Source organism: Weissella minor, from assembly GCF_001437425.1.
Classification (GTDB): domain Bacteria; phylum Bacillota; class Bacilli; order Lactobacillales; family Lactobacillaceae; genus Weissella; species Weissella minor.
Map to the genome: position 1 here is coordinate 158,045 of NZ_JQCD01000024.1, position 26,994 is coordinate 185,038.

Here is a 26,994-nt window from a genome sequence, read left to right on the forward strand (position 1 = left end):
AGGCCTGACATGACCGATCAAGATAAGAAACTGGAGCCATGGGGGGAAAGTTTTAAAGACGACCAACCTGACCAGTATTCTAGAACGGAACACCGTAAGAAGACACAACGTGTAAGCTGGACAATTGGCGTACTTGTACTTGTTGTCGTTGCGTTATCGTTTGTGCCAGTTTATGGGTACCTACAAACTTTAAATAAACCAAATACAAGTGAGCAGAAATGGTCATCATCGTCGTCAAATAAAACAAAAGTAACTGATTCAGCCAAATCTGAATCAGAAGCAAAAAAGCGTTCTTCTGAAAGCAAAGCTAAATCAGAAGCTAGTGCAAAAGAGAAATCAGAAAAAGCCGCTAGCGAGAAAGCTGCTAGCGAAAAAGCAGCCTCTAACCAAAAGGCACAAGAGGACGCTGACAAAAAAGCACAAGAAGAAGCTGCTAAAAAAGAGCAGGATGCTGCAGCTAAGCGTGAATCAGAGGCGCAAGCAGCATCAGAAAGTCAAGCTAATGAAAAGCAATATGCGACTGTTGCTCAAGGGCAAGGGGCATATCGTGTCGCAGCCAATGCTGGTATTTCACAAGCCAAACTACAAGAATTAAACCCAGGTGTTGATTTAGGCTCAGTTAGTGCCGGTCAACGACTTCGTGTTCAATAATTTATTTTAAAAAGTCATTAGTTTAATGGCTTTTTTTTGTGGAATTTCATTCACTTTGAAGCGCGAATAGCGTAAAATAAATGACGTTAAATAAATTTTTAAGGAATACAGTGATGAAATCTATGCAAATTGCAATTGATGGACCGGCTTCTGCAGGTAAGTCAACTATTGCTAAAATTTTAGCGAATGATTTGGATTATGTTTATGTTGATACAGGGGCTATGTATCGTGCGGTGACTTTGGCTGCGTTAAAAGCTGAAATTGATCCAAATGATGAACAAGCAGTCGATGACTTATTGCCACAGGTCGAAATTGACTTTAAGCCGGGAACTCCGGCTCAACTTGTCTTTTTAAATGGACAAGAAGTGACAGAAGCTATTCGATCAGACGAAGTCGCACGTAATGTTTCAGCAGTTGCCTCATACGCAGCTGTGCGAACAGCGATGACTGATTTACAACGTAAAATTGCAGACAATAATGGGGTTGTAATGGATGGTCGTGACATTGGAACGACTGTTTTGCCACAGGCTGAAGTCAAAATTTTCTTAATTGCTTCTGTAAAAGAACGTGCAGAACGCCGTTATAAAGAAAATCAAGCTAAGGGCATTGACACAACAACAACGCTAGCGGAGCTAACTGAAGCAATTGAACATCGTGATTATCTAGATTCACATCGTGAAATTTCGCCACTAAAAAAGGCTGATGATGCTGTGGAATTAGATACGACAGGATTATCAATTGATGAGGTTGTGGAACGCGCTAAATCAATTATTGCTGAGCGGGCATAATTTATTTGAATTTTAAAAAATAACACGATAATTACTAGTATTAGCAGGTTAAATATTGTATAATATTGGTTAGAGTCGTGTGACCAGGAGGATATATTGTAATGAACGAAGAGAACAACGAGCTATTGGCAGCTCTTGATAGCGTAGCCGAAGTTAAAGTTGGCGATGTAGTCAAGGGTGAAGTCTTAGCAATTGATGACAACCGTCAAGTGATTGTAGGTATTGAAGGTGCCGGTGTTGAGGGTGTTATCCCAATGCGCGAATTGTCTTCAGACCGTGATGCTGACGTGAACGATCTTGTTAAGGTTGGAGACGTTTTGGATTTGGTAGTTGTATCAACTATCGGTTCTGACAAAGAAGGTGGATCATACCTATTGTCAAAGCGTCGCCTTGAAGCTCGTCGTGCTTGGGAGGAAGTCGCAAGCAAGTATAACGAAGGTGATATTGTAGAAGCACCTGTAACACAAGTTGTTAAGGGTGGATTGGTTGTCGATGTTGATGGTGTACGTGGATTCGTACCTGCATCAATGATCGAAAACCGTTTTGTGCAAGATTTGAACCAATATAAGGGTCAAACTATTCGTGCAAAGATTATCGAAATCGATCCAGCAGAAAGCCGCTTGATCTTGTCACGTCGTGACGTTTTGAACGCCGAACGTGAAGAAGCTTTGAAGCATGTCTTTGAAGAACTATCAGTTGGTGATGTTGTTGAAGGTAAGGTTGCTCGTATGACTAACTTTGGTGCCTTCATCGACCTTGGTGGTGTAGATGGATTGGTTCACGTATCTGAAATCTCACACGATCGCGTTTCACAACCTTCAGATGTATTGTCTGTTGGAGAACCTGTTAAGGTTAAGGTTTTGGGATTGGACCCAGAACGTGAGCGTATTTCATTGTCAATCAAGGCCACAGAAGCTGGTCCTTGGGATAACATTGAAGAAAAGGCTCCAGTTGATTCAAAGCTTGAAGGAACTGTTAAGCGTGTCGTAGACTTCGGTGCATTCGTGGAAGTATTCCCTGGTGTTGAAGGATTGGTTCACGTTTCACAAATCTCACACAAGCACGTTAACAACCCTGCTGATGTTTTGAAGGCTGGAGACAAGGTTGACGTTAAGGTTTTGGATGTAAATCCTGAAAAGCAACGTTTGTCATTGTCAATCAAGGCTTTGGAAGAAGCACCTGAAGGCGAAGAAGAGACAAAGAGTGCACCATCAAACAACAATGGTGGTGACCGTCCTCGTCGTCAATCACGTCGTCCACGCCAAGATCGTGACCGTGCACCAAAGAATTACTCAACTTCAGAAGAAGAAGGTAATGCAACTTTGGGTGATGCATTCGGTGATATTTTCAAGGATTTTAACTAATTTTTGTTAATTAAATAAATTTAAGCGTGTGTTGGGTTTATTCCTGATGCACGCTTAATTTTATTTAGCGACAAAAATGGCAAAATATAGTAATATTGCTAGTAATAGAAGAAGTTCCAAGGAGGTAGTGAAAATGGCATTACCAGTAGTAGCGATTGTTGGTCGTCCGAATGTTGGAAAATCAACAATCTTTAACGAAATGGCTGGCGATCGTATTTCAATTGTTGAAGATACGCCAGGTGTTACGCGTGATCGTATTTATACGCGTGCAGAATGGTTGACCCATGAGTTCCGCTTAATTGATACAGGTGGAATTGATATGGGTGATGAGCCCTTTATGAATCAAATCGTACAACAGGCTGAAATCGCAATCGATGAAGCCGACGTGATTGTTTTCATGGTTTCAGCTAAAGAAGGCCTAACTGAGTCGGATGAACGTGTTGCAAAAATTTTGTACCGCACTGATAAGCCGGTTATTTTAGCTGTAAATAAGGTTGATAATCCCGAAAAACGTGCCGAAATTTATGATTTCTATGCATTAGGTTTCGGTGATCCATATCCAATTTCTGGAACCCACCGTACAGGAGTTGGTGATTTATTGGACAGGATTGTTGCTGAATTCCCAGATGTTCAAACAGAAGAGGAAGATGATGCAATTCGTTTCTCACTAATTGGTCGTCCAAATGTTGGAAAGTCTTCAATTGTGAATGCATTGCTTGGTGAAGAACGCGTGATTGTGTCTGATATTGCTGGAACAACGCGTGATGCAATTGACACAAAGTTTACAACACCAGATGGTGATGAGTTTGTGATGGTCGATACGGCCGGAATTCGTAAACGTGGTAAGGTTTATGAAAATACTGAAAAGTATTCAGTCATGCGTGCCATGCGTGCGATTGACGATTCTAACGTTGTTTTGATGGTGTTGAATGCAGAAGAAGGTATTCGTGATCAAGATAAGCACGTTGCAGGATACGCGCATGAGGCCGGTCGTGCGATTGTCATTGTTGTGAACAAGTGGGATACATTGGAAAAAGATACGTATACGATGAATGAATTCGAACAACACATTCGAAATGAGTTCCAGTATCTTTCATATGCACCTATCATCTTTGTATCTGCTAAAACAAAGCAACGTTTGAATAAGTTACCTGAGTTGATTAAGCAGGTTGATGAGAACCATAAGCGTCGTATTCAATCAGCAACATTAAACGAAGTGATTATGGATGCATTGGCAACGAACCCAACACCAACTGTCAATGGGAAGCGTTTGCGTGTTTATTATGCAACGCAAGTGGCTATTCAACCGCCAACTTTTGTGGTCTTTGTGAATGACCCAGAATTGATGCATTTCTCATATGAGCGTTTCTTAGAAAACCAAATTCGAAAGGCGTTTGACTTTACAGGAACACCAGTCCATTTGATCAAGCGTGCTCGTAAGTAAGTTTTTATTGTATGTTTTTAAACAAGATGGTCGATTATCCAGTGATTTTTATATGAAAACGTTAAAAACATTGGTATATCAACGTTTTTAGTTTAAAAATTGTTGTTAAAATGTCGCAGTTATGATATTCTAAATATCGAAATAGAGATGTGATAACATCTTTTATTTTAAATAAATATGTAGAGCAATTACGCAGGAGGATATTTCCCATGGCTAACAAGCAAGAATTGGTAAACGACGTTGCTACAGCAACTGGTTTGACTAAGAAGGACGCAACTGCAGCAGTTGACGCCGTATTCTCATCAATCCAAGACACTTTGGCAAAGGGTGACAAGGTTCAATTGATTGGATTTGGTAACTTCGAAGTGCGTTCACGTGCAGCTCGTAAGGGTCGCAACCCACAAACTAAGGAAGAAATCGAAATTCCAGCATCAAAGATTCCAGCATTCAAGCCTGGTAAGGCATTGAAGGACGCTGTGAAATAAGTACCATTGATTTGGGACTAAAATTTAGAGTTAACTCATTTAGAGTTAGCTCTTTTTTTATAGAATTGAAAAAAGTAGTATGTAATTATGACTTAGGATGTCACTTGGTAAGTGAGCTACGTGCTAGATTTTTTAAGTCGTGCAGTTAAAAGCTTACCAGGCAACGAATAGATGTGATATGATAGGCAAACGTTAATTATAGAAGAAAGGTGTGTTTGGGGGCGTAAACTCAAACCTATAAAGCGCATGAATTCAAAGAAAAAAGAACTTGTTAAATTAGCTATCACGATTAGCTTATTGGTTTTGATTATTGTGGCAGTGACGGTTAAAAATGATCAACTTCGTATGCTTGGAACAGTCGGAATTATTGCATATCTTATCTGGAGTGGTTTTGATCGACGGAAATAACTAACCGGTGAACAGTTTTTGTTTGTCTAGATGTATTAAAAAAATGGATGGTTGGCCAAAGAAAACAAGCATGTATTTTCAGAAAAGCTAACAACAATCATTGATTTCTAAAATCTTCAGGCCAAATGATTAGACATATATCTTTTTTATTGAAAAAAATCTCATCAAAGATATTGTACAGCGTAATAATTGTTACTCAGGATAATTGTCTATACCGCTTTTAAATTGACTGTTACAGCTGTATATAGCAGTTTTTCGTAATATTTGTCATGAAATGTTATCTTTTTGAAATCTACTCATGCGGGTTTAGTTGTATATTAATTCTTGTCGACAAAACGATAGAGTGAAAGCGACATGTATTTATATATATAATTTTGAACATAAACCATTAACAACAAAGGGGATACATCACAATGAAGATTAAACAAGCTGTTGTCGTTACAACAACATCTGCCGCAGGTATTTTGGGAGCAACTGGTGTTGCTTCTGCTGATCAAGTAACTGTTAAGGCTGGAGATACTTTAGCATCAATTGCCCAAGAAACAGGTTCAAGTATTGATGTTTTGGCCTCAATTAACAACATCCAAGATCAAAATATGATTTTCGTTGGTGAAGTACTACAAACAACTGGTAATGCATCTGCTAACCAAGCACCTGCGGCACAAGCGTCTGTTGAACAAGCAGCAACAACTGTTTCACCTGTAAGTGTTGATGATATTTCATCTCAAGTTGCAGCAGCACCTACACAAGCACCTGCTAGTTCAGGTTCAACATATGACCAATTTATTGCAAATGGTGGGACTGCAGCAATGTGGAACACAATCGTAATGCCTGAATCAGAAGGAAATCCAAATGCGGTATCACCAAACGGTTACCGTGGTTTGGGTCAAACCAAGGAAGGTTGGGGAACTGGATCAGTTGCTGAACAAACACAAGGCATGATTAACTACGCAAATTCTCGATACGGATCAATTGATGGTGCATTAGCATTCCGTGACGCAAATGGTTGGTGGTAATCACTAAATAGCTAACTATATAGGACCCCCATTAATGGGGGTCCTTTTTTTATATATATTTGTTAAAAAAACATGAAATTTAGGACGTGTAACAGGTAAAATGCTTGAAAAATCAAGGTTTTAAGACTTATTTGAAAAAAGTGTAAACCTTTTTGTTACAAATGTTACAATTGAGAGAAGCTTATATATCAGCACTTGTGGATATAATCACAAGAATAAGGCCTGTTTTATTTCAAAAAGTGTAATAAAACGTTAAATAGTTGATACATACAAATCTGATAAATGCGCTATAGTAATAAATGTCGAATACAGACAAACCAAAATTAAAATTAAAAAATTAAAGAGTAGAATTTTAGGAGAGTGGATTATGGATATTAAAAAAGCTGTTGCTGTTTCAGGTGCTACTGCTGCTGGTTTAGTTGCCACTGCAGGTGTTGCCTCAGCTGACCAAATTACAATCAAAGAAGGGGATACCCTTTCACACCTTGCCCAAGAGCACGGTACAACTACCGACAATCTTGCTGCAATCAATAACATCACTGACCAAAACTTGATTTTTGCTGGTGAAACTCTTGAAACTGAAGGAACAGCACAAGTTGCTGCACCAGTGCAAGAAGCCGCTCCAGTACAAGAAGCTGCTCCTGTTGTTGAACAACAAGCTGCCCCAGTACAACAAGAAGCAGCACCTGTACAACAACAAGCTGCTCCAGCACAACAATCAGCACCTGCTGCTAAGCCAGCTGCTGCTGCACCTGCTGGTTCAGGATCAACTTATGACCAATTCATTGCTAACGGTGGAACTGCTGCAATGTGGCAAACTATTGTTATGCCTGAATCAGGTGGAGATCCAGCTGCTTACAACCAAGCAGGTGGTTACCGTGGACTTGGTCAAACAAAGGAACACTGGGGAACTGGTTCAGTCGCTACTCAAACTAAGGGTATGATGAACTACGCTACTTCACGTTATGGTTCAGCTGAAAAGGCTGTTGCCTTCCGTCAAGCTAACGGTTGGTGGTAAAATAGATTTTTATAAGCAAACTAGTCTGACTAGCTTGCTTTTTTCTTTGTTTAAAAACAGATAAAAAGAGCAACCACTAGTGGTTGCTCTTTTAATTTTTAATGTCAGACCAATTTACATCATGACGTTCAGGCATAACAGGCGTCGTACGCCAGGAGAAAAAGCAGATTGAGATGAATATAAATAAGGTCGTCAGAGTGATGAAGACAAAACTCTCACCATTATTTTTAGTTTTAAAACTCATAATGACTCTAGGGATACAAATGCAAACTAAACAGATGATATTAATAATAATAATCAAGTCTAAAACTTCAGTTGTTGTTATCATCAGTGTTGCCCTTCTTTATTTACTAACCTTAATTTTAACGAGAGTATAGAAAATGTCAATAATTTATCTAAATAATGTATTATTTTTGACTGATGAAAATTATCTTGTATCAAAGTTGTGAATTAAGCTTGTGGCGCTCCCTTGGTTTAAGGTAATATAGATGTAAATCTGTTCACAAGGGGAGTAAGCATGAATGTAAAAAAAATTGTGACGATTGCTGGATCTGACAGCTTGGCTGGTGGGGGCATCCAAGCCGATTTAGCAACATTTTCGGAGTATCAGTTTCAAGGACTGAGTGCTATTACGAGTATCGTGACAGTTATAGACGATGATTTTCAGATTAATGTGATTGATTCAAACATATTAAGTGATCAATTAGATTCGATTTTTGCCTTAGATAATATTGCAGCTATTAAAGTTGGTCTTTTGTCTACCAAAAATCAGGTTACAGTGGTCGCTAATTTTTTGGAACAATTTAAGAATATTGTACCAATAGTCATTGACCCCGTTATGGTTTTTAAAGAAACAAATAATGTCGATACGAAAGAATTATTGGCAGCGATACAGACAAAATTATTGCCGATGGCCACGATTGTTACGCCTAATTTAGAGGAAGCCAGTTTATTATCTGGTATGGAAATTCATAATCAAGATGATTTGACCGTTGCTGCCAAAAAAATTAAGCAATTTGGTGCTAAAGCAGTACTTGCGAAGGGGGGAGCTCGTCTAAGTGGAGCCACCACTTTTGATGTGCTTATTGATGAAAATGCACAAGGACACGCGTTAGAGCATGAACGTCTGGCCACGAATACAAATAATGGTGCGGGATGTACGTTATCATCAGCAATTGCGTGTGAATTGGGACGACAAGTATCAATGCGTGATGCAGTAGAAAGCGCTCAGATGTTCGTACTTGCAGCAATTAAAGATGGTGTTCAATTGAATCAAAAATTTAAAGTAGGTAATGTATGGCAGGGTGCACAGCGCGCTGTATATGGGGAGAAATGTAATGAAAAATAAAGAAATGACGATTTTGGGTGTCGTTATTGCGATTAACTTAGTATTAAGTAATATTGTTCGATTACCAACGCCAACTGGCTTTGTTTCGCTGGTGGAAGTTGGTATTTTTATTGCGGCATGGCAGTTTGGGCCTAGAGGCGGCGCCATTGTAGGTGGCATAACTGGTATTTTATTAGATTTATTGGCTGGTTATCCACAATGGATGATTTTATCTTTAATCATTCATGGATCGGAAGGGTATTTGTTAGGATTCTCAAGTGAAACCCTCGCCGGGAAGACAAAATCAATGTTAGCTGGTGGTGCTGTTATGGTAGTTGGGTACTGGCTTGGTGGTGCAGGATTGAATTGGTTGATGGGTGGCATGGAAATGCAAATTAAAGCTGCCTTAGTTGCCAGTGCGGCTGATATGCCAGCTAATGTGTTGCAAGTATTTGTCGGATTCTTATTGGCTTTGTTGATTAATCCAGCAGTATCTAAGATAATTCAACAACAACATTTAGAATCATAAATAGGAGCTTTAACTTGAAAAATAAATATACAACCGGTGTACTGGCATTATTGACCTTAAGCGTCATCCTAATCGGGATGAATATGCGAGCGCCCGTAACAACGGTACCTTTGATGTTAAATGAAATTGCATCTAGTTTGAGTGTTAAACCTGGTCAATTGGGAATCTTAACCACGATTCCTTTAATCATGTTTGTTTTAATTTCCAACTTTGCATCGAAAACGATGGCAATCTTTGGGTTAAAGCGAGCGATTACATTTGCAGTGGCATTAATTTTGTTGGGGTCTCTCTTACGTTTAGGCGTAAATATGCCAATGGTCTTAATCGGCACAGCTCTTATTGGAATTGGTGTTGCCCACTTAAATGTATTTATGCCATCATTTGTAACCGCATTTTTTCCAAATAAAATTGGTTTATATACGTCACTGTATACGATGTCAACAATGCTTGGGACTGCTATTTTCAATTTGTTAACAGCACCAATTATGATTGCTTTTGGTTGGCATGCGGTCATGTGGGTTCTCGTCCTATTACCAGCGTTGGCATTGATAGTTTGGATGATTGCAGCACGTTTTGCACAGCCAGTTGTTGCGGATAAACCGCAAAAAACGAAAGTGGCGCATGAAGCATTGCATGTTTGGAATAACAAAAAGGCTTGGTTATTCCTTGGAGTCTTTGGATTACAAGCAACGGTTAATTATACATTTGTTGCTTGGATGCCGAGTTTGATGGCCTTTCACAAGATTAGTGCGGGAAATATTGGTATTGCAATGGCATTATATTCGCTTTTGGGAATGATTGTTTCTTTGATGGTGCCGAATTTAATCGTGCGTTTGAGTAAACATGGTTTATCAATTGCTGTCTTGATTGTTGGCGCAATGGGACTAGTCTCTGCTTTGATGCTGTTTAATCAAAATACAGGTTCTGTGCTGTTTTGGTTAATTGTGGCTTCAATTATTGGCATTATGACATCATTCTTCTTCTTAATCGCGATGACAATGTTCGCATCAAAGACCAAGACGCCTTATCAAACCGCAACGGTTTCAGGAATGGCACAATCAGGTGGATATTTGATTTCTGCAATCGGGCCAATGATTTATGGAAATGCTTTCCAACAAAATCCAATTGGTTTGGGTCAAAACATTGCGTATACAATCTTAATTATTCTATTAGTGTTGGTTGCCTTAGGGGCAGTACAAACTGATTACATTTTTGATGAAGCAGCATAAATGTTATATTATCCGTCTCTTTTTGGATGACGGATTTTTTTATTTAACGATTGGTTATAATTATCAAAATTCCGGTAATTATCCACATTAAATATGTTAAATTGAACGTAATCAATCGCGTCTAGTGTGAGTTGGCAATGTGGGGTTGTCGGTTTGCCTAGGCTAAGTGATAAATGAATTTAAAAACAGATGGAGAAAATAGTAATGAGTATTTTTACGATTGTGTTGGCTGTTTTAGTTGCAATCGAATGTGTGTATATTATGTATTTAGAGACGATAAATCCGGTCTCTGAAAAGACTGCTAAAACGTTTGGCATTGATATGCAAGTGTTAAAAGATGCGAATATTCAAAGCTTGTTAAAAAATCAAGGCGTCTACAATGGTTTATTGGCACTTGGAATTTTATATAGTCTCGTTGTTTCTAATACCAGTCTGCTTGGAGCAATTTTGATCTATATCATTGCAGTTGCAATCTATGGTGGTATTACGGTGGATAAATCAATCATTCTGAAACAAGGCGGTGTGGCAATTTTAGCGCTAGGGTCATTATTGCTATTTTAGATAGGTCAAGGGGATGCACATTGACATTAATGAGCTAACATTGAGTGGCTGCCAAAGAGCCAGTTGATATGAACGTGAGACGGTGAATGTTTGTACGGATTTGAAAAAATATTATCTAAAGCATATCAAAGCGGCAGGCTAGTTACCTGTACGTTAGGGGGAAATATGAATACGAATGATGAATTAAAAGCATCAATGCAAAAATTTGTGGAGTCAACGAATGATTTTATACAATTAACATCAAAATTGGCTGAAACGAACCAGACGTTAGAAAGTAAGTTGGATGAAATAACTGCTAATACTGCTAGCGATGATGTGGATGTTATTGCGACACTAAATGCAAAAATTGATGACTTAGAACATGAAATTGTACATTTAAAGACAACGAATGATGCATTGGAAAGCGATTATCAAGCTGTTGAAACAACAAATGCCGCGCTTAAGGATGAACAAAAGCATTATAAAATGCTCTTGGATCGGTCGACTAAGACGTTGGATACAGTAAAGCAAGAAGCTACTGGCCTCCGAAAACAAAACGCAGAGTATACAGAAATGATTAATGTTTTAAGAAAGAAGCTTGAAGGATAGCGTTTGCAATAAAATTTTTTAAGCGTTTAATTTCTATGTATGGTTTTCTAATTTTGGGTGGATTTATTGACTTAATAATTAATGCCAATTGGGATTGGATTCGTTATCTATTTAAGATAGCGATTTTTTTATGTAAGCTGATATTTTGGTGAATGTAAAGTAATTGTTAAAATAAAATATTATATCTACTTGTTTAATTATATTCTTATAGAATAAAAGAAAATGGAATATAGTTTCTTTTAAAATGACATGTGATTGTGCTAAAAGTAGCAACAAATAATTTTTAATTTATTTGCGATGAGAAATGGAAAGGAGTCCGTTATCAAATTATTTAAACGAAATGATAGTGAAATGTCTGAGGCTCATGAACTAGAAGCACTTAAAAAGACATTGCAAGACAAACAACAAGCATTAAATGAAAAACAACGTGCTATAGCCGAAATGGAAAATAAGATTAAGCATAAAAATGAATCTAATCAGAAAGTCTCTAAAAAGTTAGATCAGAAATATATGCTTTTGGATGAATGGGAACGGGAGTTACTGGAAAAGAGCAGAGAACTCGATAAAAATGCCATCGATCAGTCGGTGAGTGATACGGACTATATAGGCACGCTTATTGAAAAGTATTGTTCTCCTGACTTTTCAGCGCTTTCTGAAGAATCAAAAGATGAAGTTATATCTAGTGCAAGGTACTTTATTAGTAACTTACTAACGGAATATTCTGAAAAATAAGTTTTCTCAACTTTGTCCTATTTTAACTTATCAAATTTAGTGGCGTAGATATTAAGCGAAAAAATATGGCAATAGAAAAGATTTTTTTTTAAATTGCGAATTGATATTGGATGACATGATTCGTATTAAGTATGAGGTTATAGGAGATAAGGCAGATGCATGATGGAATAGTTGCAGCAATAATTGATCGGCCAGCGATTTTAGCTCTTGTGGGAGCTATAGCTGGTTCATTGATAACTGCCGTATTTACCGCCAGATGGGATAAGAAAAAAATAAATGAAGAGAGGAAAAAAGCCTTTCAAATCAATGAAGGCCCATGGCGGAAAGATTTATTTGAAGTTTTAAAGAATGATAAATGGGACATGTCTGATGTTCAATTAATTAAGGCGCGAATGTCATTATTTGTTTCAATCGATAAGCCAGGAAATGAAATTGTTAAGATCATAGAAGAACAGGGTGACTCAAATAATGATCAATTCATGAATGTAATTATGGCTGATCAATTAAAGCGATTAGAAGATGAACTTCAAACATGCGAGATTTTGCCGTTAAAGTCTACGGAAAATGTAAGACAATTGCTTAGGATACAGTTAAAGAAAAATTTTGATCATAATAATGGTGCTGCAGGGCAAGAAGGACGGTTGCGATATAGTGATTTGAATTCAATTATGGCAGTTTTGAAGCTTAGCCAGACAGACGAAGACAACTATCGTGAATGGCTGAATGTTGAAAAATAAGAAGAACCCTGTGAACTTGATAGATAAGGATTTTCTATTTAGTCCAACCGTGATGACGTTAAAAGCTACTAAATAATTTTCAGGGGTTTTTTATTATGATGGAAGCATATTCTGCCTATTGGCATAACTTGTTCAACTTTTCTGGCACAGCAAGTCGTAAGTACTACTGGTGGCCAATGATTATTAATTACATTCTAGGTATTGTATTAGTTACACTTATTCAATCAATCGCTGGTCAACCAATCCAGGACATTCATAGTTTTTCATTTAATACGTTGAGTAATATTGTATTGTTTTTGGTTTGGTTAGCAACTTTGTCTGTTAAATTCCGTCGTTTACATGATAGTAATCATTCGGGATTATGGATTTTGATGGAGTTTGTACCATTGATTGGTACGATTTGGTTCTTTATTTTGATGGTATTGCCAAGTAAGGCTAATCGTTGGAGCTAAATTAATAAAGCTAGCATACAAACATTTTGAAGTAACTGTTAATCATGAAACTGACGATGGATATAGTGAAAATTCACAAAGATTACGTGGGTTATTGAAACAGGTCAAAACTAGTTTTAGACTAGATGATTAGATAAAAAAGAAAAGAGCTATCCCAATGGGTAGCTCTTTTTCTATTAAATGAAAAACTTAAGTTGAAAATTTAGCCTACTAAGCTTATACGCTGTCTTTTATTTAGACGGCGTTTTTTCTATAATAAATAGAAACTAATTAATTAGAAAGGTAGTATTGTCAATTGTCCTATATATCAATTATTTTAATGTTAGCATTAAGCATGTACGTTCTCTTCAGGGTATATCTAGCTTTTAAATTTCATAATGTTCACAAGCAATATTTTTCTAAATTAGAAATAGTGAGAAAAGAACTAAAAGAAAGGGAACGTGAACAGCGTAGAAAGGAAAATCAGATTATTATTCCTGCAGAGTCCAATATTAATTTTAACGTTTTACCAAGTGATGATGAAATTAATAAAAAATGGGCAAAACTTTATGAATGGGATAATCGATGTAAAGTGATTGGTGCGAATTTTTTATCAATTTTTGCAATACTAGTAGTTATTATTAATTTTGGGGACTCATTCAAACTTGATGTTCACGAAACGGGACTAGCAGCAATACTTCCGTCAGTAGTCTCTCTTTTTAATAATAGCTTTACTAGTTTTGAAGTAAAGGACATTCCCGAAATTTATAAACAAATAGTACCTTAGTGAAATGATATATTACTGTTTCAATTTTGAACAAGAGTTAAAAGAATAGCTTTATGCTATCTTTTTAACTCTTGTTCTCGATTGTCTATTAGAACACGCAACTCATCTAAATCATCCAGTGTGGCTTGATTACGAATGAACGGCCGTGACAGTGACCGATTGCTTAGGTATTTAGGATGTTCTTTGTTCTGTTTTTACCAACGTTTGTTAGCTTCGGTCTGCTTATTTGTTTCTGCCATGGGTTAGCTTTTCCTAAATGAATAATACAGTTCCAAGCTTTTTACGATCACATTTAAAGCTTTGTTGAGTAGTTGCTGATTTCTACGCACTGTTAAGTTGTTCATTTCGACTATATCACGCCATTCCATGTTAAAGATAAATTGGCAAATGAATATATTAGATTTTTTAGTAGGCATGGTGCTAATGATATTTAAAACGGTCATAATGATGTTATGTGCACATGCACTATTTTTGCCAGCGGAACCAGGTAAATACATATAGTCACGGTTATAATGAGCCATAGACAAAAGGGGTGGCCATTCTGTTGTCAGCCATGTTCTAATCGCATCAACGTTCACGTTTTTCCTTCATTTTTTATATAATCACTAATTGGCCTTAATAATTGCTTTTCAGTGTGATCAGTGCCGCCATGTTTAGCATAGAAGTCTTTGAACTGTGTCGTGAGTTTGCGAATATCTTTAACGGTCATACTATACTTATATGCTAACGTTTCTGCAGTCTGGCCATCGTTCTTATCAGAATTAGATATAAGGTTTTAGACAGACTCATGTCAGTTTATTGCTATCCAATGAGGACGATATAAAGAAGTAGTTGAACGATTAATTTATAAAGATATAACAATTACAGCCAACATTTATCGTTATGTCACACCTAAAAGGCTAAGGGTAAGGTTATCGAGATCAGAGGCAGATATATTATGAGCTATTTTCTGCTGTAACACCAACTGAAAGTCAATAAAGCATGATATTGACAGGCTTATGACCATATATAGTATACTTAGTTTAAATATATGGAGGAAATAGCATGTCACGTAAAATTGGAATTATTGGTGTTGGAAGTGTTGGGGGCGCAATTGCGCATGGATTAATCGCGCAAGGTGTTGCTGATGACTATGTCTTAATTAATCGGGGTGAGGACAAAGCCGTTGCAAACCAACTTGATTTTCAAGATGCGATGGGTAATTTAGAAACGCATGCAAATATTACAATTAATGATTGGTCAGCGTTAGGAGATGCTGACGTGATTATTTCAACATTAGGTAATATGAAGATGCAACAAGATAACCCAAGTGGTGATCGTTTTGCTGAATTGAAATTTACAAGTTCAATGGTCCAATCTGTTGGAACGAACATTAAAGAATCAGGCTTTAACGGTACACTGATTGTTATTTCAAATCCCGTCGACGTGATTACGACGATGTTCAAAGATGTGACAGGGCTACCTGCAAATCAAGTCCTTGGAACAGGGGCTTTGTTAGATACAGCTCGTATGCAACGTATCTTAGGATCTAAGTTAAATATTGATCCACGTTCAGTTTCAGGATATATTTTAGGCGAACATGGTAATAGCCAAGTGCCAGCTTGGTCAACTGTTCGTGCTTTGGGTCAGCCAATTGAGAAACTTGCTGAATCACGTGGTATTGACTTGTCAGAAACAGCTGATGAAATCCGTAAGGGTGGCTTTGCCATTGTTAACGGAAAAGGTCATACGAGCTATGGCGTGGCAACGGCAGCAATTCGAATTGCCAAGGCAGTGATGGCTGATTCACGCGAAGAATTAGTCGTTTCAACATTGCGTCCTGAATATGATGTATATCTATCATATCCAGTGATTGTTGGACGTGGTGGTGCTGTGGAAAACTGCGAACTTGATTTAACAGCCACAGAACTAGAAGAATTAAATGCATCACACGCATTTATTGTTGAGCAATATCAACAAATTAAAGCAACATTGTAAAATTCAGTAGAACGTTGAAAATCATGGAAGTGATTGGCAACGTTCTTTATGTTATTAAGAGGTGATTATGAGATTCTTACATACAGCAGATTGGCATATCGGTAAAGAATTAGGGGCATATTCATTGTTGGCGCAACAAACAGCTGCTTTTAATGAAATCATGCAAATTGCTAGAGATGAAAAAGTTGATGCAATTTTGTTAGCTGGTGATTTATATGATCGTGCGATTCCACCAACAACTGCGGTCAATGCTTTGGAAGATATGCTGAAAGCATTGAACTTAACGAGTGAACTGCCAATTTTTGCAGTTTCGGGAAATCATGATGGACCGGCACGTTTGGGGGCTGGAAAGGAATGGCGTGAAGCCAACCAATTTTATTTACGCACGGAATTGGCTGAGGCCTTTGTACCAATTGAATTTGGTAATACCCAAATTTTCATGTTACCTTTTCTTGATCCACTGGATGCACGTATCTATTATGAGATTGAAAATGATTCTGGTGAGATGCGAACAATCAATGACGTGATGACGCGTGTGGTTGCTGACATGAAAAATGAATTTACACCAGGCATGCAACACGTGTTGGTGTCGCATTATTATGTAACAGGGTCACGTAATGAAGACTATACGTTAACAAGTGAAACAACTTCATCAGTTGGTGGCTTAAAAGGGATTGATGTCAATGTATTTAACGATTTCGACTATGTCGCTTTAGGTCATTTACATCTCAAGCAAGCTAGCCCTAGTAAGAATGTGCAATACTCTGGCTCACCGATTAAATTTAATACGAAAGAAGCGCAGAGCGAAAAGGGTGTCTTTATCGTTGATATAGATGACACGGGAGTCAACTCAAAATGGATGCCGTTGCATCCAGATAAAGATTTAATTTTACTGACTGAATCCTTTGAGACGTTGATTGATGCTGATTTCTATCAACAATATGAACGAAATGGGGCCAATTTATTTAGTATTCAATTAACTGACCAACCACAAGTGTCTGATTTGAGAAAGCAATTAGTCGATATTTACGGTGAAATTGCTGAAATTCAATTTCCAAAAATTCAAATGGAAATGAATGACGTTGCAAAACGATTGAAGGAACAAGAAGAGGTGTCAAATCAGACCTTAATCCAAGAGTTTTATGAAGAAGTCATGCATGACAAGCTCAATCAAAATCAAATGGAAATTATTGAGCAAACATTGATTGGCTTAAGTCGGGAGGTAACAGACTAATGCGACCATTAAAATTGAACATGCATTATTTTGGCCCATATGCGGATACCGAAATTGATTTTACGAGATTTAGTGAATCAAGTCTTTTTTTAATCACAGGTGATACCGGGGCTGGTAAGACGACAATGTTTGATGCGATGACCTATGCCCTTTATGGAACGACTTCAGGGGATAGAACGGCGGAAACGATGCGTAGTGAATTTGCGACCCCTGATCAACTAACAAGTGTTCGCTTTACATTTGAGCATAACGGCCACTTTTATCAAATTGAACGTGAACCCAAACAACGTATTCGGGCCAAACGTAAGCAAGCTAAAGGCGATGGATTAACAAATTATGCTGCCACCGTTGCCTTATCCGAATTGGATCAAGATTTATCAAAGCCCATTAAACATATGGCAACTAAACAAAAAGAAGCTAATCAAATGATTACAGAATTGCTGCATTTAACGGATGAGCAATTTAGAAAAATTATTTTGTTACCGCAGAATCAATTTAGAGATTTCTTAGCTGCTAAAAGTGATGATAAACTCGCAATTCTGAGAAGTCTTTATGGTAGTGAAATCTTTGAAGCCTTTACAAATGATCTCAAAAACCAAAGTAAACAAGCCCAGGCAGACTTACAAACTATCGTCAGTCGACGTGATCAAATTTTTGAGCAGTTACCTGAAATTGAGGACGCACCAGTTTTTGAAGGGGCCTTTACTGATAAATTAGCGGTGTTAGAAGCGGTTGTTTTGACACAACAAAAGAAATTGGCAGACTTGGTTGATATTGATCAAAAAGCTGAAAAAGTTTATCAGGAGTTGCAAGCGACATTGCTTCGTGGTCAGACGCTTCAAGCAGATTTTGAACAAAAAACAGCTCTGGAAGCCCAACTAACTAAACTTAATGCACAAAAAAGTGACATTGCAATGAAGCGTAAAAGTTTAGATGATTTAAATTGGGTTGCCAATCATTTGCCCTTAATTCAAAAGGTTGAACAGAATGAAAAAGATTTAGCACATGGGCAACAAGCGTTGCTCGACCTACAAGCGAACGAAAAAAAATTAAGTGCATCATCACAACAAGAAAAGGCGCGTTTGGCTACGGCAATGAAGCGGGTTGATGAAATTGATGAGATGCGACAAACAATTGAGACCATTCAGAATCAGCTATTACCACAAGCAAAACGTAAAGCTGAACTTGAAGCTGAACTTGTGACGTTAAAAGACACGCAAACAAAATTGCAACAGGATGTTGATGCGCACAAGCAGGCCCAAAAAGAACAATTAGACTTGCAGAACGATTTGCAAGCAAAATTGACGGCGCTTGGTGCTGTAGATCAACACTTACAAGCATTGCAAAATTTGCGGGTCCCATTAGACCGTTATGCGAATTTGGTAGAGCGCATCGAAGAAAATCAAAAGGCGGTAGATGCTGCTAACGAAAAAGTTGAACAGGCTCAAAAAACACTGGCGCAACAGCAAACTATTTTAACAAATGCAGAACAGGCCCGTGACGCTAAGAAAGATTTGCGCAAAAAAGCGTTAATCGCACAGCTACAGCAAGATTTAACAGAAGGCGAGCCATGTCCAATTTGTGGGGTCGTCTATACAGGTCAGGCTGAACATCTAGACGCAGAAAATGCGGCGCTTGATTTGAAACAAGTCATGGCTGAGGTTGATCAAGCGCAAAGTGACTATGAACAGGCACAACAGCAGGTGAATAAAACACAACTTGAGTTGACGCACGAGCTTGAACAAATGACACAATTACAGCATGATCAGAGTGACTTAGTCAGCGAACAAAAAGCAAATAAGGCGTCAATTATTGCTGATGCACAAACATTGGGATTTGAAGCTTTCAAGGCCAACGAACCTTTGCAAGCGACATTTGATGCATTATCAGATGATTTAAATCAAAAACAAGCACAGGCTCAGCAATTACAACATGAGCTGCAAACTGCCGAACAGGATTTAAATGCGTTAGTGCTAGCATTAACTAAAGCCACTCAAAATTTGGAAAATCATGCCCAGCAAATAACACAGACTCAAACGTTGTTAGCGGACTTTGATAAGGATTTAGCTGATGTCGCAACGTATCAAGCACGTTTGTCGAAGATGCAATCAGAAATTAAGGCATATGATGAAGCGGTCAATGAAATTAAAGCGGCGCTGGCAAAGCTCGATGGGCAATTGTCGGAAAATGACAGACAACGTCATGACCAGCACGCTAAGCAACAGGATAACTTGGCTGAACAAGCACAGTTGCATCTTGAATTAAACCAAATATTGGCTAAGCAAGATGCTTATCAGATGCAAACTTTTGCCGAAAATAGTCATCTTTTGCAAGTTGATGACCCACGTGATGATTTACGAACCATTGTACAAAGTTACGAGAGTGATTTAGCACATACAAAGGAAGCCTTGACGCAATTAAATGAAAAAATTGGTGAGCAAGCAATGCCAGATATTGCTGCGCTGACGGAGCAAGTGCAGGTAGCTAATGATAAGCACAAGGCGGCCCAAGAAACCGTCCAGACACAAAAAATAGTGACCCATGAATTTGAAAAAAGCGTTGCAGATGCAAAACATTTACAAAAACAATGGTTGGAACAACAAGCAGGTAATGCTGATTTAATTGCCTTAACAAATGCCGTTGACGGGAATAATGATGCTAAAATGCGCTTGGAACCTTATATTTTGCAGGCCTTTTTGAATCAAGTCTTGGAATATGCAAATGGACACTATATTGGTCAATTTTCTGGAAACCGCTATACCTTTAAATTAAGCAATGAACATAGTGGGCGTGCGAACCAAAATGGACTTGACATTAATGTTTTAGATAGTGAAAGCAATCAACTTAGAAGTACTAGTACCTTGTCTGGTGGAGAGTCCTTTATCGCGGCGCTATCAATTGCGCTATCAATGGCTGAAGTTGTTCAGCTGCGCGCTGGTGGTGCCCAAATTGATGCTTTATTTATTGACGAAGGTTTTGGTTCTTTAGATGGTCAAACATTAGAACAAGCAATGGAAGCGTTAGGAAATATTGAAAAATCAGGGCGCCTCGTCGGGGTCATTTCGCACGTTGAAAGTATGAAGCAACAGATTTTGCAACAAATACAAGTTAAAAAATTAGGTAATGGACAAAGTGATATTAAGTATCAACAAGCTTAAGGATTGTCTTTTTACTTGAAGCGTGCGTATAATAGATGTTCAAGAATTGTAGTGAGGAAAGAATAATGTCAACAAAAGGAAGTATTAAATCAAATGATTTTGCACGCGGTGCTTCAAATAAAGGGACCGTTTCAGCTGAAGATAAAAAGTCAAAGCGTGAAGCTTTATTAGCCAAAGCCCGCCAAAAGGCCCAAGCAACTGATAAGCAAGATTAGAACGATTATTGTCGAAAGTGTGCAATCGTAAGGAGGCTGGAATACATGGCAAGTTATGCAGAACGTATGTTAACAGAATTAGAACTTGGTCAAACTGAGGAAGCCAAAAAGTCATATGCATTGTCATTGCGACATGACGATGATGATACAATTTATTCTTTAGCCGAAGAATTATATGGCTTAGGATTCTCAAACCAAGCGCAACGGGCTTATAAAAAATTATTAGAAAAATATCCCGATGCAGATGAATTACGTACGGCGTTAGCCGATATCGCTATTGATGATGGTGATACTGAAACAGCAATGAATTATTTGGCAGAAGTGAAGCCGGAATCAGATGCCTACTTACAGTCCTTAATTGTAATGGCTGATTTGTATCAATCTGAAGGTATTTATGAAGCTGCTGAGGCGAAATTGAAGACGGCTTATGATTTGGCACCTGATGAACCAGTGATTGCCTTTGCTTTGGGTGAATATTATTTTGCATCAGCGGATTATAAGAATGCGATTCCATACTATCGAACATTGTTGGAACAAGGTGAACGTCATTTTTCAGGTGTTGATGTTGCATCCCGCATTGGGGTGGCATATGCACTGGTTGGGGATGTTGACCGTGCATTAGCTTATCTGGAACAAATTGATGAAGCTAGTCTAACACCTGATGTCCGTTTCCAATTGGCGATGATTTATGCAGCTGATGAAGAAACGCATGATAAAGGGATTAAAGCTTTTGAAGAGTTGCGTGAAATCGATCCGGATTATGCCACATTGTATGAACCTTTAGGTGCACTTTATGAACATCAACATAAAGATGAACAAGCGCTTGAGACTTATCAAGATGGGTTAGCGATTGATCAATTCAATCCAAAAATGTATGAACGCGCTGCGATTGTAAGCGAACGTTTAGGCCAATCAAATGAGGCACAGAGCTTCTTTAAAGAAGGACTCAAATATAATCCAGAAGATGTCACATTGACATTGGATTATTCAGATTGGTTAACGCTACATGAGCAGCACGAAGAAAATATTCGTTTGCTTAATGATTATTTTGCTGATGATGAAGCTGACATTGATCCAGTGATGTATCGTAATTTAGCGAAGAGTTATGCTGGAATTGAAGACTTTGAAATGGCTGATAAGTATTATCAAGCGGCCTTACCATTCTTCGATACGGATGCTAGTTTCTTAAAGGATGCGTATTATTTCTTCCGTGAAGCGGGTGAACAAACTTTTGCCAAGCAAACATTGGACTTGTATTTGAAGCTAGTCCCAGATGATTATGAAATGCTTGAAGAAAAAGATATTTTAGATGCACAAAATGATGAAGACGCGTTCTTCTAAAATAAGAAAGCTGGTTCGTATGGACCGGCTTTTTTGTTTGGACGCAAACATGTATTAGCCCAAAATATGTTAAACTAGAATGAAATAATTAATGAAATGAGACCTTAAAAAATGGATGCATTGCACTTATCAGATCGTATGGCAGCAGTGGCAGCGTATGTTCCCGATGACGCTCGTGTGGCGGATATTGGTTCCGATCATGCTTATTTGCCAGCTAATTTAATTTTGAATAAACGAATTCAGTTCGCGATTGCCGGCGAGGTCGCCAAAGGGCCTCTTGAAAATGCCGAACATGAGATTAATAAACATCGTCTGAATGAACAGTTGATTCCGCGTCTTGCTGACGGCTTGGCTGCAATTCAACCTGAAGATGAGATTGATACGGTTGTCATCGCCGGGATGGGTGGCCGTTTAATTACACAAATCCTTGAAGCTGGTCATCAAGGCGATACTCAATATGACACCATTATTGTGCAGCCAAATTTGGATGTTGATGTTGTTAGAAAATGGTTTATGCAACATCAGTATGCCATTTCGGATGAGCGCATGCTTTTTGATGATGGGCACTATTATGAAGTAGTTGTTGCGCAACCAGGTTCAGCGCACTACACAGAAACTGAATTGCAATTTGGTCCAATTAACATCCAAGAGAATGGTCCGATTTGGCGCGAACGCTGGAGTCGTGAATTAGCACGCCAACGCGGAATTATGGAAAAATTAGTTGCTGCAGACCAAACACAGTCTGAGGCATATACAAATTATCAGCAAACATCACAACAAATCGAGGAGGTATTAGCAGATGCTAGCAAGTGAGTTGATTGCGCAAATTGAAAATTATGCCCCTAAATCATTAGCTTGGGAGGGTGATCGCATTGGGATTCAATTAGGTGACCCGAATCAAGAAATTCATCGTGTGATGACGACTTTAGATGTGCGACCAGAGGTTGTTGATGAAGCGATTGCACGTGATGCTGACTTTATTTTTGCGCACCATCCAATGATGTTCCATGCGGCAAAAGATTTAGATTTAAGTAATCCGCAAAATGCAATGTACGCCAAATTATTGGCACATAACATTGTTGTTTATGCGGCTCACACCAATCTAGATGCAGCTTATCCTGGCTTAAATGACTGGCTGGCCGAAGATTTGGAAATTGTGGAAGATGTTGAACCCTTATTACCTAATCCAGATGGACAGACGGGAATTGGCCGTATTGGTAATTTAGCTGAACCAACAACTGTGGCTGAATATGCAGAATTTGTACGTGAAACCTTTAACGTTGCGCATGTGCGGGTTATCGCCAATGATTTGCAACGTCAAATTCAACGGATTGCCGTGCTTGGTGGTGATGGTGATAGTGACTATGAAGCGGCGCAAGCGAAGGGGGCTGATGCCTTTGTGACAGCCGATGTTTATTATCATACGGGTCATGATATTTTGGCGCATGATATGGTTGTGATTGATCCGAATCATCATATGGAAGCCAATGCAAAACCTAAAATGGCACAGTTGGTAAAAACTTGGCAAAAAACATACCAATGGGATTTGGACGACGTATACGTATCAGAAGTGAATACGGATCCCTATACTTACATTTAAGGGCAAAATAAAAAGACATCTCACGCGAGATGTCTTTTTTAGTCCATATTAAGGGTAACGGCTTCACCTTGTGCTTGCAAAGTCTGAATGTGTTGCTCACCCCAGTTGCACAAACTGTCGAGCACAGGACTGAGTGACTGACCATAATCACTTAGCGCATATTCAACTTTTGGGGGAACTTGATTGTAGACATGACGGTCAACAATGTTTAATGCTTCTAAATCACGAAGCTGCTGGGTTAGCATTTTTTGGCTAATGCCAGGAATCTGGCGTTTTAATTCACTTGTCCGTAGGGAACCGTGACGTAAATTACATAAAATAATCGGCTTCCATTTACCACCAAGGACTTCCATAGTTGCTTCCACACCAATGCGATAAACTTTTTCTTCAGGCATAAACCCTGTCCTTTCCCAATAGGTACTAAAAGGTGCGTATGATACTTTTTAGTGCGTACTGGTCATAATGTTGCTGTTATTATATCCTATTATCAACGGTTAGAAAAGGAGCAAAATGATGATTAAAAACTTACAAGATACAGTAACTTTAAACAACGATATACAGATTCCAGGACTTGGCTTAGGCGTATTCAAGATTCCAAATGATGAAACGGCTGAAATTGTGGCATCAAGTATTGAAAATGGGTATCGCCTTATCGATACGGCCCAAATTTATGGTAATGAAGTCGGGGTTGGACAAGGAATTCAAGCTGGTTTAGCTAAAACTGGTTTAAAGCGTGAAGATTTGTTCATTACGTCAAAGGTTTGGAACTTTGGCATGGATCAAGCAACTGCCGCTGAGTCAATCCAAACGAGTTTAGACAAATTGCAATTGGACTATGTTGATTTGTTCTTAGTGCATTGGCCAGGTCATAACGAGTATAAGGCAGCTTGGCAAGCATTAGAAGAAGCCTATGCTGCTGGTAAGGTAAAGGCAATCGGAGTCAGCAATTTTGAGCAACATCATCTTGAAGACCTCTTGTCTTTTGCCAAAGTAACACCAGTTTTGAATCAAATTGAATCACATCCAAAATTAGCACAGGATGACTTGCGTGCCTTTAATGCAGCGCATGACATTAAGTCACAAGCATGGTCACCTTTGATGCAAGGACAAATCTTAGATAATGAGGTCTTGCAAACCCTTGCTGATAAATATCATAAGACGGTTGCGCAAATTGTTTTGCGCTGGGATATTCAACGTGACGTTTTGTTAGTGGTTAAGTCAGTTAAACCAGAACGCATGTTAAGCAATGCCGATGTTTTTGATTTTGAATTAACGGATGAAGATATGGCGATGATTGATAATCTTAATGAGGACCTCCGTGTTGGTCCAAATCCAGATGAATTTGCCGGATAATCAGTCACAGAGGGGGATGAATGATGAATGGATTTTCACTAGTAAATCATGTTGGGATTACGGTGAGCGATTTAGATAAGTCGATTGCTTTTTATGAAGCATTGGCGGGTAAGAAAATTGCTAATCGTGATGCAATTGGTGGTCAGCGAATGGCCCAAGTGCAAGGTTTAGATGACACTAAAATCAATTATGCAAATTTGCATTTAGGTAATGTCAACATTGATATTTTAGAGTACGAAGCACCTCAATCAACTCAAGCGCAGTATTCAAATGAACAAATCAGTGCGATGCATTTATGTTTTGAAGTTGAAGACTTAGATGCAGCCATTGCCCGTCTAAATGAATTGGGTATTGAACCAGAAGGTGAACCGATTTATTTTGAAGAACAAGATGGTTTGAAGGCCGGTTTTGGAACTGGCGTTGTTTATTTCAAAGATCCTGATGGGACAAATCTAGAATTGATTGCACCAAAAGGACCGTTTGCACGGGTCTAATGACAAAAGGACTAAAACGATTGTGTTTTAGTCCTTTTTTATGTAGCTTAAACGTACAAAAAAGCCTTTTTCTAGTTTTTATGAAAAAATTATGTGAAATTTTGCATATTTAAAAGGAATAGGATTGAAATGCAGCCCATGAAAGCTTAAACTTGATGTATTGTTTAAGTTGCTAGAAGTTGAGGTGCGCACATAGGCGCACCGACATAACTTAATGTAGAAAAGAGGTAGATTCATGAGTGAATTAACAGAGATTGCTGAAACATATCCGAATTTAGTTGATCGTTTTGTCCGTTACGTTAAGGTAAACACACGTTCAAACGAAGAATCTGAAACGGTGCCTTCAGATCCTAAGGAAGTTGCCTTTTTAGCTGATTTAGCTGATGAATTGAAAGAAATTGGTTTGCAAAATGTTCGTACAATGTCTGACGGATATGTGTTTGCGGACTTGCCAGCTAATGTTGATGGGGATGTCCCTTCAATCGGGTTTATTTCACACGTGGACACAGCAGACTTCAATTCTGAAAATGTGAACCCACAATTTGTCGAAAATTATGATGGACAATCAGAAATTAAGTTGAACGATGAATTTACATTAGCACCGGATGCCTTCCCATCATTGAAGAAGTATGAAGGACATACTTTGATTACCACTGATGGAACGACATTGCTTGGTTCTGATGATAAGTCAGGAGTTGCTGAATTAGTAACAGCTGCTGAATATTTGGTCCAACACCCTGAAATCGAACACGGTGATTTACATTTTGCCTTTGGTCCTGATGAAGAAATTGGGATTGGTGCCGATAACTTCCACGTTGAAGAATTTGGTGCTGAATTCGCTTATACCATGGATGGTGGTCCTCTAGGTGAACTACAATGGGAAACATTCTCAGCTGCTTCAGCTGATTTGAAGATTCAAGGTTTGAATGTGCACCCTGGTGATGCTAAGGATAAGATGATTAATGCATTGCAAGTTGCCATGGATATTCATGCCGAACTACCAGAACATGATCGTCCAGAACATACTGAAGGTCGCGAAGGTTTCTTCCATCTTTTGAAGTTGAACGGAACACCTGACGAGGCAAGTATGTCATATATTATCCGTGATCACGATCGTGCAAAGTTTGAAGAAAAGAAGGCTTTGATTCAAAGTATCGTGGATGCCAAGAATGCAGAATTTGGTCAAGATCGTGTCTTGTTGAAGTTGCATGACCAATATTACAACATGGGTGAAGTGTTGAAGGATAACATGAAGCCAGTTGACCTAGCAGAACAAGCCATGACTGAATTAAATATTGAACCATTAATTGAACCAATTCGTGGCGGAACTGATGGCTCAAAGATTACATTCTTAGGTCTACCAACACCAAATATTTATGCCGGAGCAGAAAATATGCACGGTCGTTTTGAATATGTTTCAACCCGTGTTATGAAGCAAGCGGTTGATACAATGTTGAAGATTAACGAATTGAATGTCAAAGATGCCCTATAAGCTTGAGAAAACATATTGAAAATTTTCAATATGTT

The 26,994-nt window shown here is 38.4% G+C and carries 29 protein-coding genes; 27 read left to right on the top strand and 2 right to left on the bottom strand.

Translation table 11 applies throughout. The annotated features are described in order from the left end of the window. Window positions 1-9 precede the first annotated feature (9 nt). From IV67_RS04235 to IV67_RS04315, 17 genes are all read left to right on the top strand, one after another. Window positions 10-651, top strand: coding sequence for a LysM peptidoglycan-binding domain-containing protein (locus tag IV67_RS04235; RefSeq protein ID WP_057787447.1), 642 nt, complete (start codon window positions 10-12; stop codon window positions 649-651). Between the two features lie 113 nt (window positions 652-764). Continuing rightward, on the top strand, window positions 765-1,439 hold the full coding sequence (cmk, locus tag IV67_RS04240) for a (d)CMP kinase (RefSeq protein WP_057787449.1): 675 nt from the start codon (window positions 765-767) through the stop codon (window positions 1,437-1,439). Between the two features lie 101 nt (window positions 1,440-1,540). Next, complete coding sequence (gene rpsA / locus IV67_RS04245; protein ID WP_057787451.1) at window positions 1,541-2,803, top strand: 30S ribosomal protein S1; 1,263 nt, start codon at window positions 1,541-1,543, stop codon at window positions 2,801-2,803. A gap of 133 nt (window positions 2,804-2,936) precedes the next feature. After that, a complete protein-coding gene (der, locus tag IV67_RS04250) occupies window positions 2,937-4,247 on the top strand; it encodes a ribosome biogenesis GTPase Der (RefSeq protein ID WP_057787453.1) in 1,311 nt (436 codons plus the stop codon). Between the two features lie 209 nt (window positions 4,248-4,456). Beyond that, window positions 4,457-4,732: an HU family DNA-binding protein gene (locus IV67_RS04255; RefSeq protein WP_057787455.1), complete on the top strand. Its 276-nt coding sequence runs from the start codon at window positions 4,457-4,459 to the stop codon at window positions 4,730-4,732. 246 nt (window positions 4,733-4,978) lie between these two features. Further along, window positions 4,979-5,140, top strand: coding sequence for a hypothetical protein (locus tag IV67_RS09270; protein WP_157050290.1), 162 nt, complete (start codon window positions 4,979-4,981; stop codon window positions 5,138-5,140). Between the two features lie 413 nt (window positions 5,141-5,553). Beyond that, the gene (locus IV67_RS04260; protein WP_057787457.1) at window positions 5,554-6,156 is read left to right on the top strand and encodes a M23 family metallopeptidase; all 603 of its coding nucleotides are present in this window, start codon (window positions 5,554-5,556) and stop codon (window positions 6,154-6,156) included. 367 nt (window positions 6,157-6,523) lie between these two features. Continuing rightward, window positions 6,524-7,174 (top strand): LysM peptidoglycan-binding domain-containing protein, encoded by a 651-nt coding sequence (locus IV67_RS04265; RefSeq protein WP_057787459.1) that lies wholly within the window; start codon window positions 6,524-6,526, stop codon window positions 7,172-7,174. Window positions 7,175-7,691: 517 nt separating this feature from the next. Further along, window positions 7,692-8,522 (top strand): bifunctional hydroxymethylpyrimidine kinase/phosphomethylpyrimidine kinase, encoded by an 831-nt coding sequence (locus IV67_RS04275; RefSeq protein ID WP_057787463.1) that lies wholly within the window; start codon window positions 7,692-7,694, stop codon window positions 8,520-8,522. After that, a complete protein-coding gene (locus IV67_RS04280; RefSeq protein WP_057787465.1) occupies window positions 8,512-9,030 on the top strand; it encodes an ECF transporter S component in 519 nt (172 codons plus the stop codon). Before IV67_RS04275 ends, IV67_RS04280 begins: the two co-directional genes overlap by 11 nt. Before the next feature lie 14 nt (window positions 9,031-9,044). After that, window positions 9,045-10,259, top strand: coding sequence for an MFS transporter (locus IV67_RS04285; protein ID WP_057787467.1), 1,215 nt, complete (start codon window positions 9,045-9,047; stop codon window positions 10,257-10,259). Between the two features lie 204 nt (window positions 10,260-10,463). Further along, a complete protein-coding gene (locus IV67_RS04290; protein WP_057787470.1) occupies window positions 10,464-10,820 on the top strand; it encodes a DUF1304 domain-containing protein in 357 nt (118 codons plus the stop codon). Between the two features lie 165 nt (window positions 10,821-10,985). Continuing rightward, complete coding sequence (locus IV67_RS04295) at window positions 10,986-11,408, top strand: hypothetical protein (protein ID WP_057787472.1); 423 nt, start codon at window positions 10,986-10,988, stop codon at window positions 11,406-11,408. A gap of 297 nt (window positions 11,409-11,705) precedes the next feature. Beyond that, a complete protein-coding gene (locus IV67_RS04300) occupies window positions 11,706-12,140 on the top strand; it encodes a hypothetical protein (RefSeq protein WP_057787473.1) in 435 nt (144 codons plus the stop codon). A 155-nt stretch (window positions 12,141-12,295) separates the two neighbouring features. Further along, the gene (locus IV67_RS04305; RefSeq protein WP_057787475.1) at window positions 12,296-12,877 is read left to right on the top strand and encodes a hypothetical protein; all 582 of its coding nucleotides are present in this window, start codon (window positions 12,296-12,298) and stop codon (window positions 12,875-12,877) included. A 95-nt stretch (window positions 12,878-12,972) separates the two neighbouring features. Beyond that, window positions 12,973-13,329 carry a DUF805 domain-containing protein gene (locus IV67_RS04310; protein WP_057787477.1) on the top strand — a complete coding sequence of 119 codons (357 nt, stop codon included), beginning with the start codon at window positions 12,973-12,975 and terminating at the stop codon, window positions 13,327-13,329. Window positions 13,330-13,648: 319 nt separating this feature from the next. Beyond that, window positions 13,649-14,095 carry a hypothetical protein gene (locus IV67_RS04315; RefSeq protein WP_057787479.1) on the top strand — a complete coding sequence of 149 codons (447 nt, stop codon included), beginning with the start codon at window positions 13,649-13,651 and terminating at the stop codon, window positions 14,093-14,095. 242 nt (window positions 14,096-14,337) lie between these two features. Here IV67_RS04315 and IV67_RS04320 read toward each other — a convergent pair whose 3' ends face one another. After that, entirely contained in the window at window positions 14,338-14,673 is a 336-nt protein-coding gene (locus tag IV67_RS04320) for a hypothetical protein (RefSeq protein WP_057787480.1), read from the bottom strand. A gap of 466 nt (window positions 14,674-15,139) precedes the next feature. Between IV67_RS04320 and IV67_RS04325 the strand changes: the two genes are divergently transcribed. From IV67_RS04325 to IV67_RS04350, 7 genes are all read left to right on the top strand, one after another. Beyond that, window positions 15,140-16,072 (top strand): lactate/malate family dehydrogenase, encoded by a 933-nt coding sequence (locus IV67_RS04325; RefSeq protein ID WP_057787482.1) that lies wholly within the window; start codon window positions 15,140-15,142, stop codon window positions 16,070-16,072. 67 nt (window positions 16,073-16,139) lie between these two features. Next, a complete protein-coding gene (locus IV67_RS04330) occupies window positions 16,140-17,306 on the top strand; it encodes an exonuclease SbcCD subunit D (RefSeq protein ID WP_057787484.1) in 1,167 nt (388 codons plus the stop codon). Further along, window positions 17,306-20,464 carry an AAA family ATPase gene (locus IV67_RS04335; protein ID WP_057787486.1) on the top strand — a complete coding sequence of 1,053 codons (3,159 nt, stop codon included), beginning with the start codon at window positions 17,306-17,308 and terminating at the stop codon, window positions 20,462-20,464. The genes IV67_RS04330 and IV67_RS04335 overlap by 1 nt, the downstream gene beginning before the upstream one ends. Before the next feature lie 65 nt (window positions 20,465-20,529). After that, window positions 20,530-20,679: a hypothetical protein gene (locus IV67_RS09405; RefSeq protein ID WP_169790530.1), complete on the top strand. Its 150-nt coding sequence runs from the start codon at window positions 20,530-20,532 to the stop codon at window positions 20,677-20,679. Window positions 20,680-20,724: 45 nt separating this feature from the next. After that, window positions 20,725-22,020, top strand: a complete 1,296-nt coding sequence (locus IV67_RS04340) for a tetratricopeptide repeat protein (protein WP_057787488.1) — start codon at window positions 20,725-20,727, stop codon at window positions 22,018-22,020. A gap of 111 nt (window positions 22,021-22,131) precedes the next feature. Beyond that, window positions 22,132-22,833: a tRNA (adenine(22)-N(1))-methyltransferase gene (locus IV67_RS04345; RefSeq protein ID WP_057787490.1), complete on the top strand. Its 702-nt coding sequence runs from the start codon at window positions 22,132-22,134 to the stop codon at window positions 22,831-22,833. Continuing rightward, window positions 22,820-23,620 carry a Nif3-like dinuclear metal center hexameric protein gene (locus IV67_RS04350; RefSeq protein ID WP_057787493.1) on the top strand — a complete coding sequence of 267 codons (801 nt, stop codon included), beginning with the start codon at window positions 22,820-22,822 and terminating at the stop codon, window positions 23,618-23,620. The genes IV67_RS04345 and IV67_RS04350 overlap by 14 nt, the downstream gene beginning before the upstream one ends. Window positions 23,621-23,658: 38 nt before the next feature. Here the strand turns inward: IV67_RS04350 and IV67_RS04355 are convergent, their stop codons facing one another. Continuing rightward, window positions 23,659-24,015: a winged helix-turn-helix transcriptional regulator gene (locus IV67_RS04355; RefSeq protein ID WP_057787495.1), complete on the bottom strand. Its 357-nt coding sequence runs from the start codon at window positions 24,013-24,015 to the stop codon at window positions 23,659-23,661. A gap of 118 nt (window positions 24,016-24,133) precedes the next feature. Between IV67_RS04355 and IV67_RS04360 the strand changes: the two genes are divergently transcribed. The 3 genes from IV67_RS04360 (at window position 24,134) to pepT (ending at window position 26,959) form a co-directional block, all read left to right on the top strand. Further along, complete coding sequence (locus IV67_RS04360) at window positions 24,134-24,973, top strand: aldo/keto reductase (protein WP_057787497.1); 840 nt, start codon at window positions 24,134-24,136, stop codon at window positions 24,971-24,973. A 20-nt stretch (window positions 24,974-24,993) separates the two neighbouring features. Next, the gene (locus IV67_RS04365; RefSeq protein ID WP_057787500.1) at window positions 24,994-25,467 is read left to right on the top strand and encodes a VOC family protein; all 474 of its coding nucleotides are present in this window, start codon (window positions 24,994-24,996) and stop codon (window positions 25,465-25,467) included. Between the two features lie 235 nt (window positions 25,468-25,702). After that, window positions 25,703-26,959: a peptidase T gene (gene pepT / locus IV67_RS04370; RefSeq protein WP_057787502.1), complete on the top strand. Its 1,257-nt coding sequence runs from the start codon at window positions 25,703-25,705 to the stop codon at window positions 26,957-26,959. The last annotated feature ends 35 nt before the right edge of the window (window positions 26,960-26,994 follow it).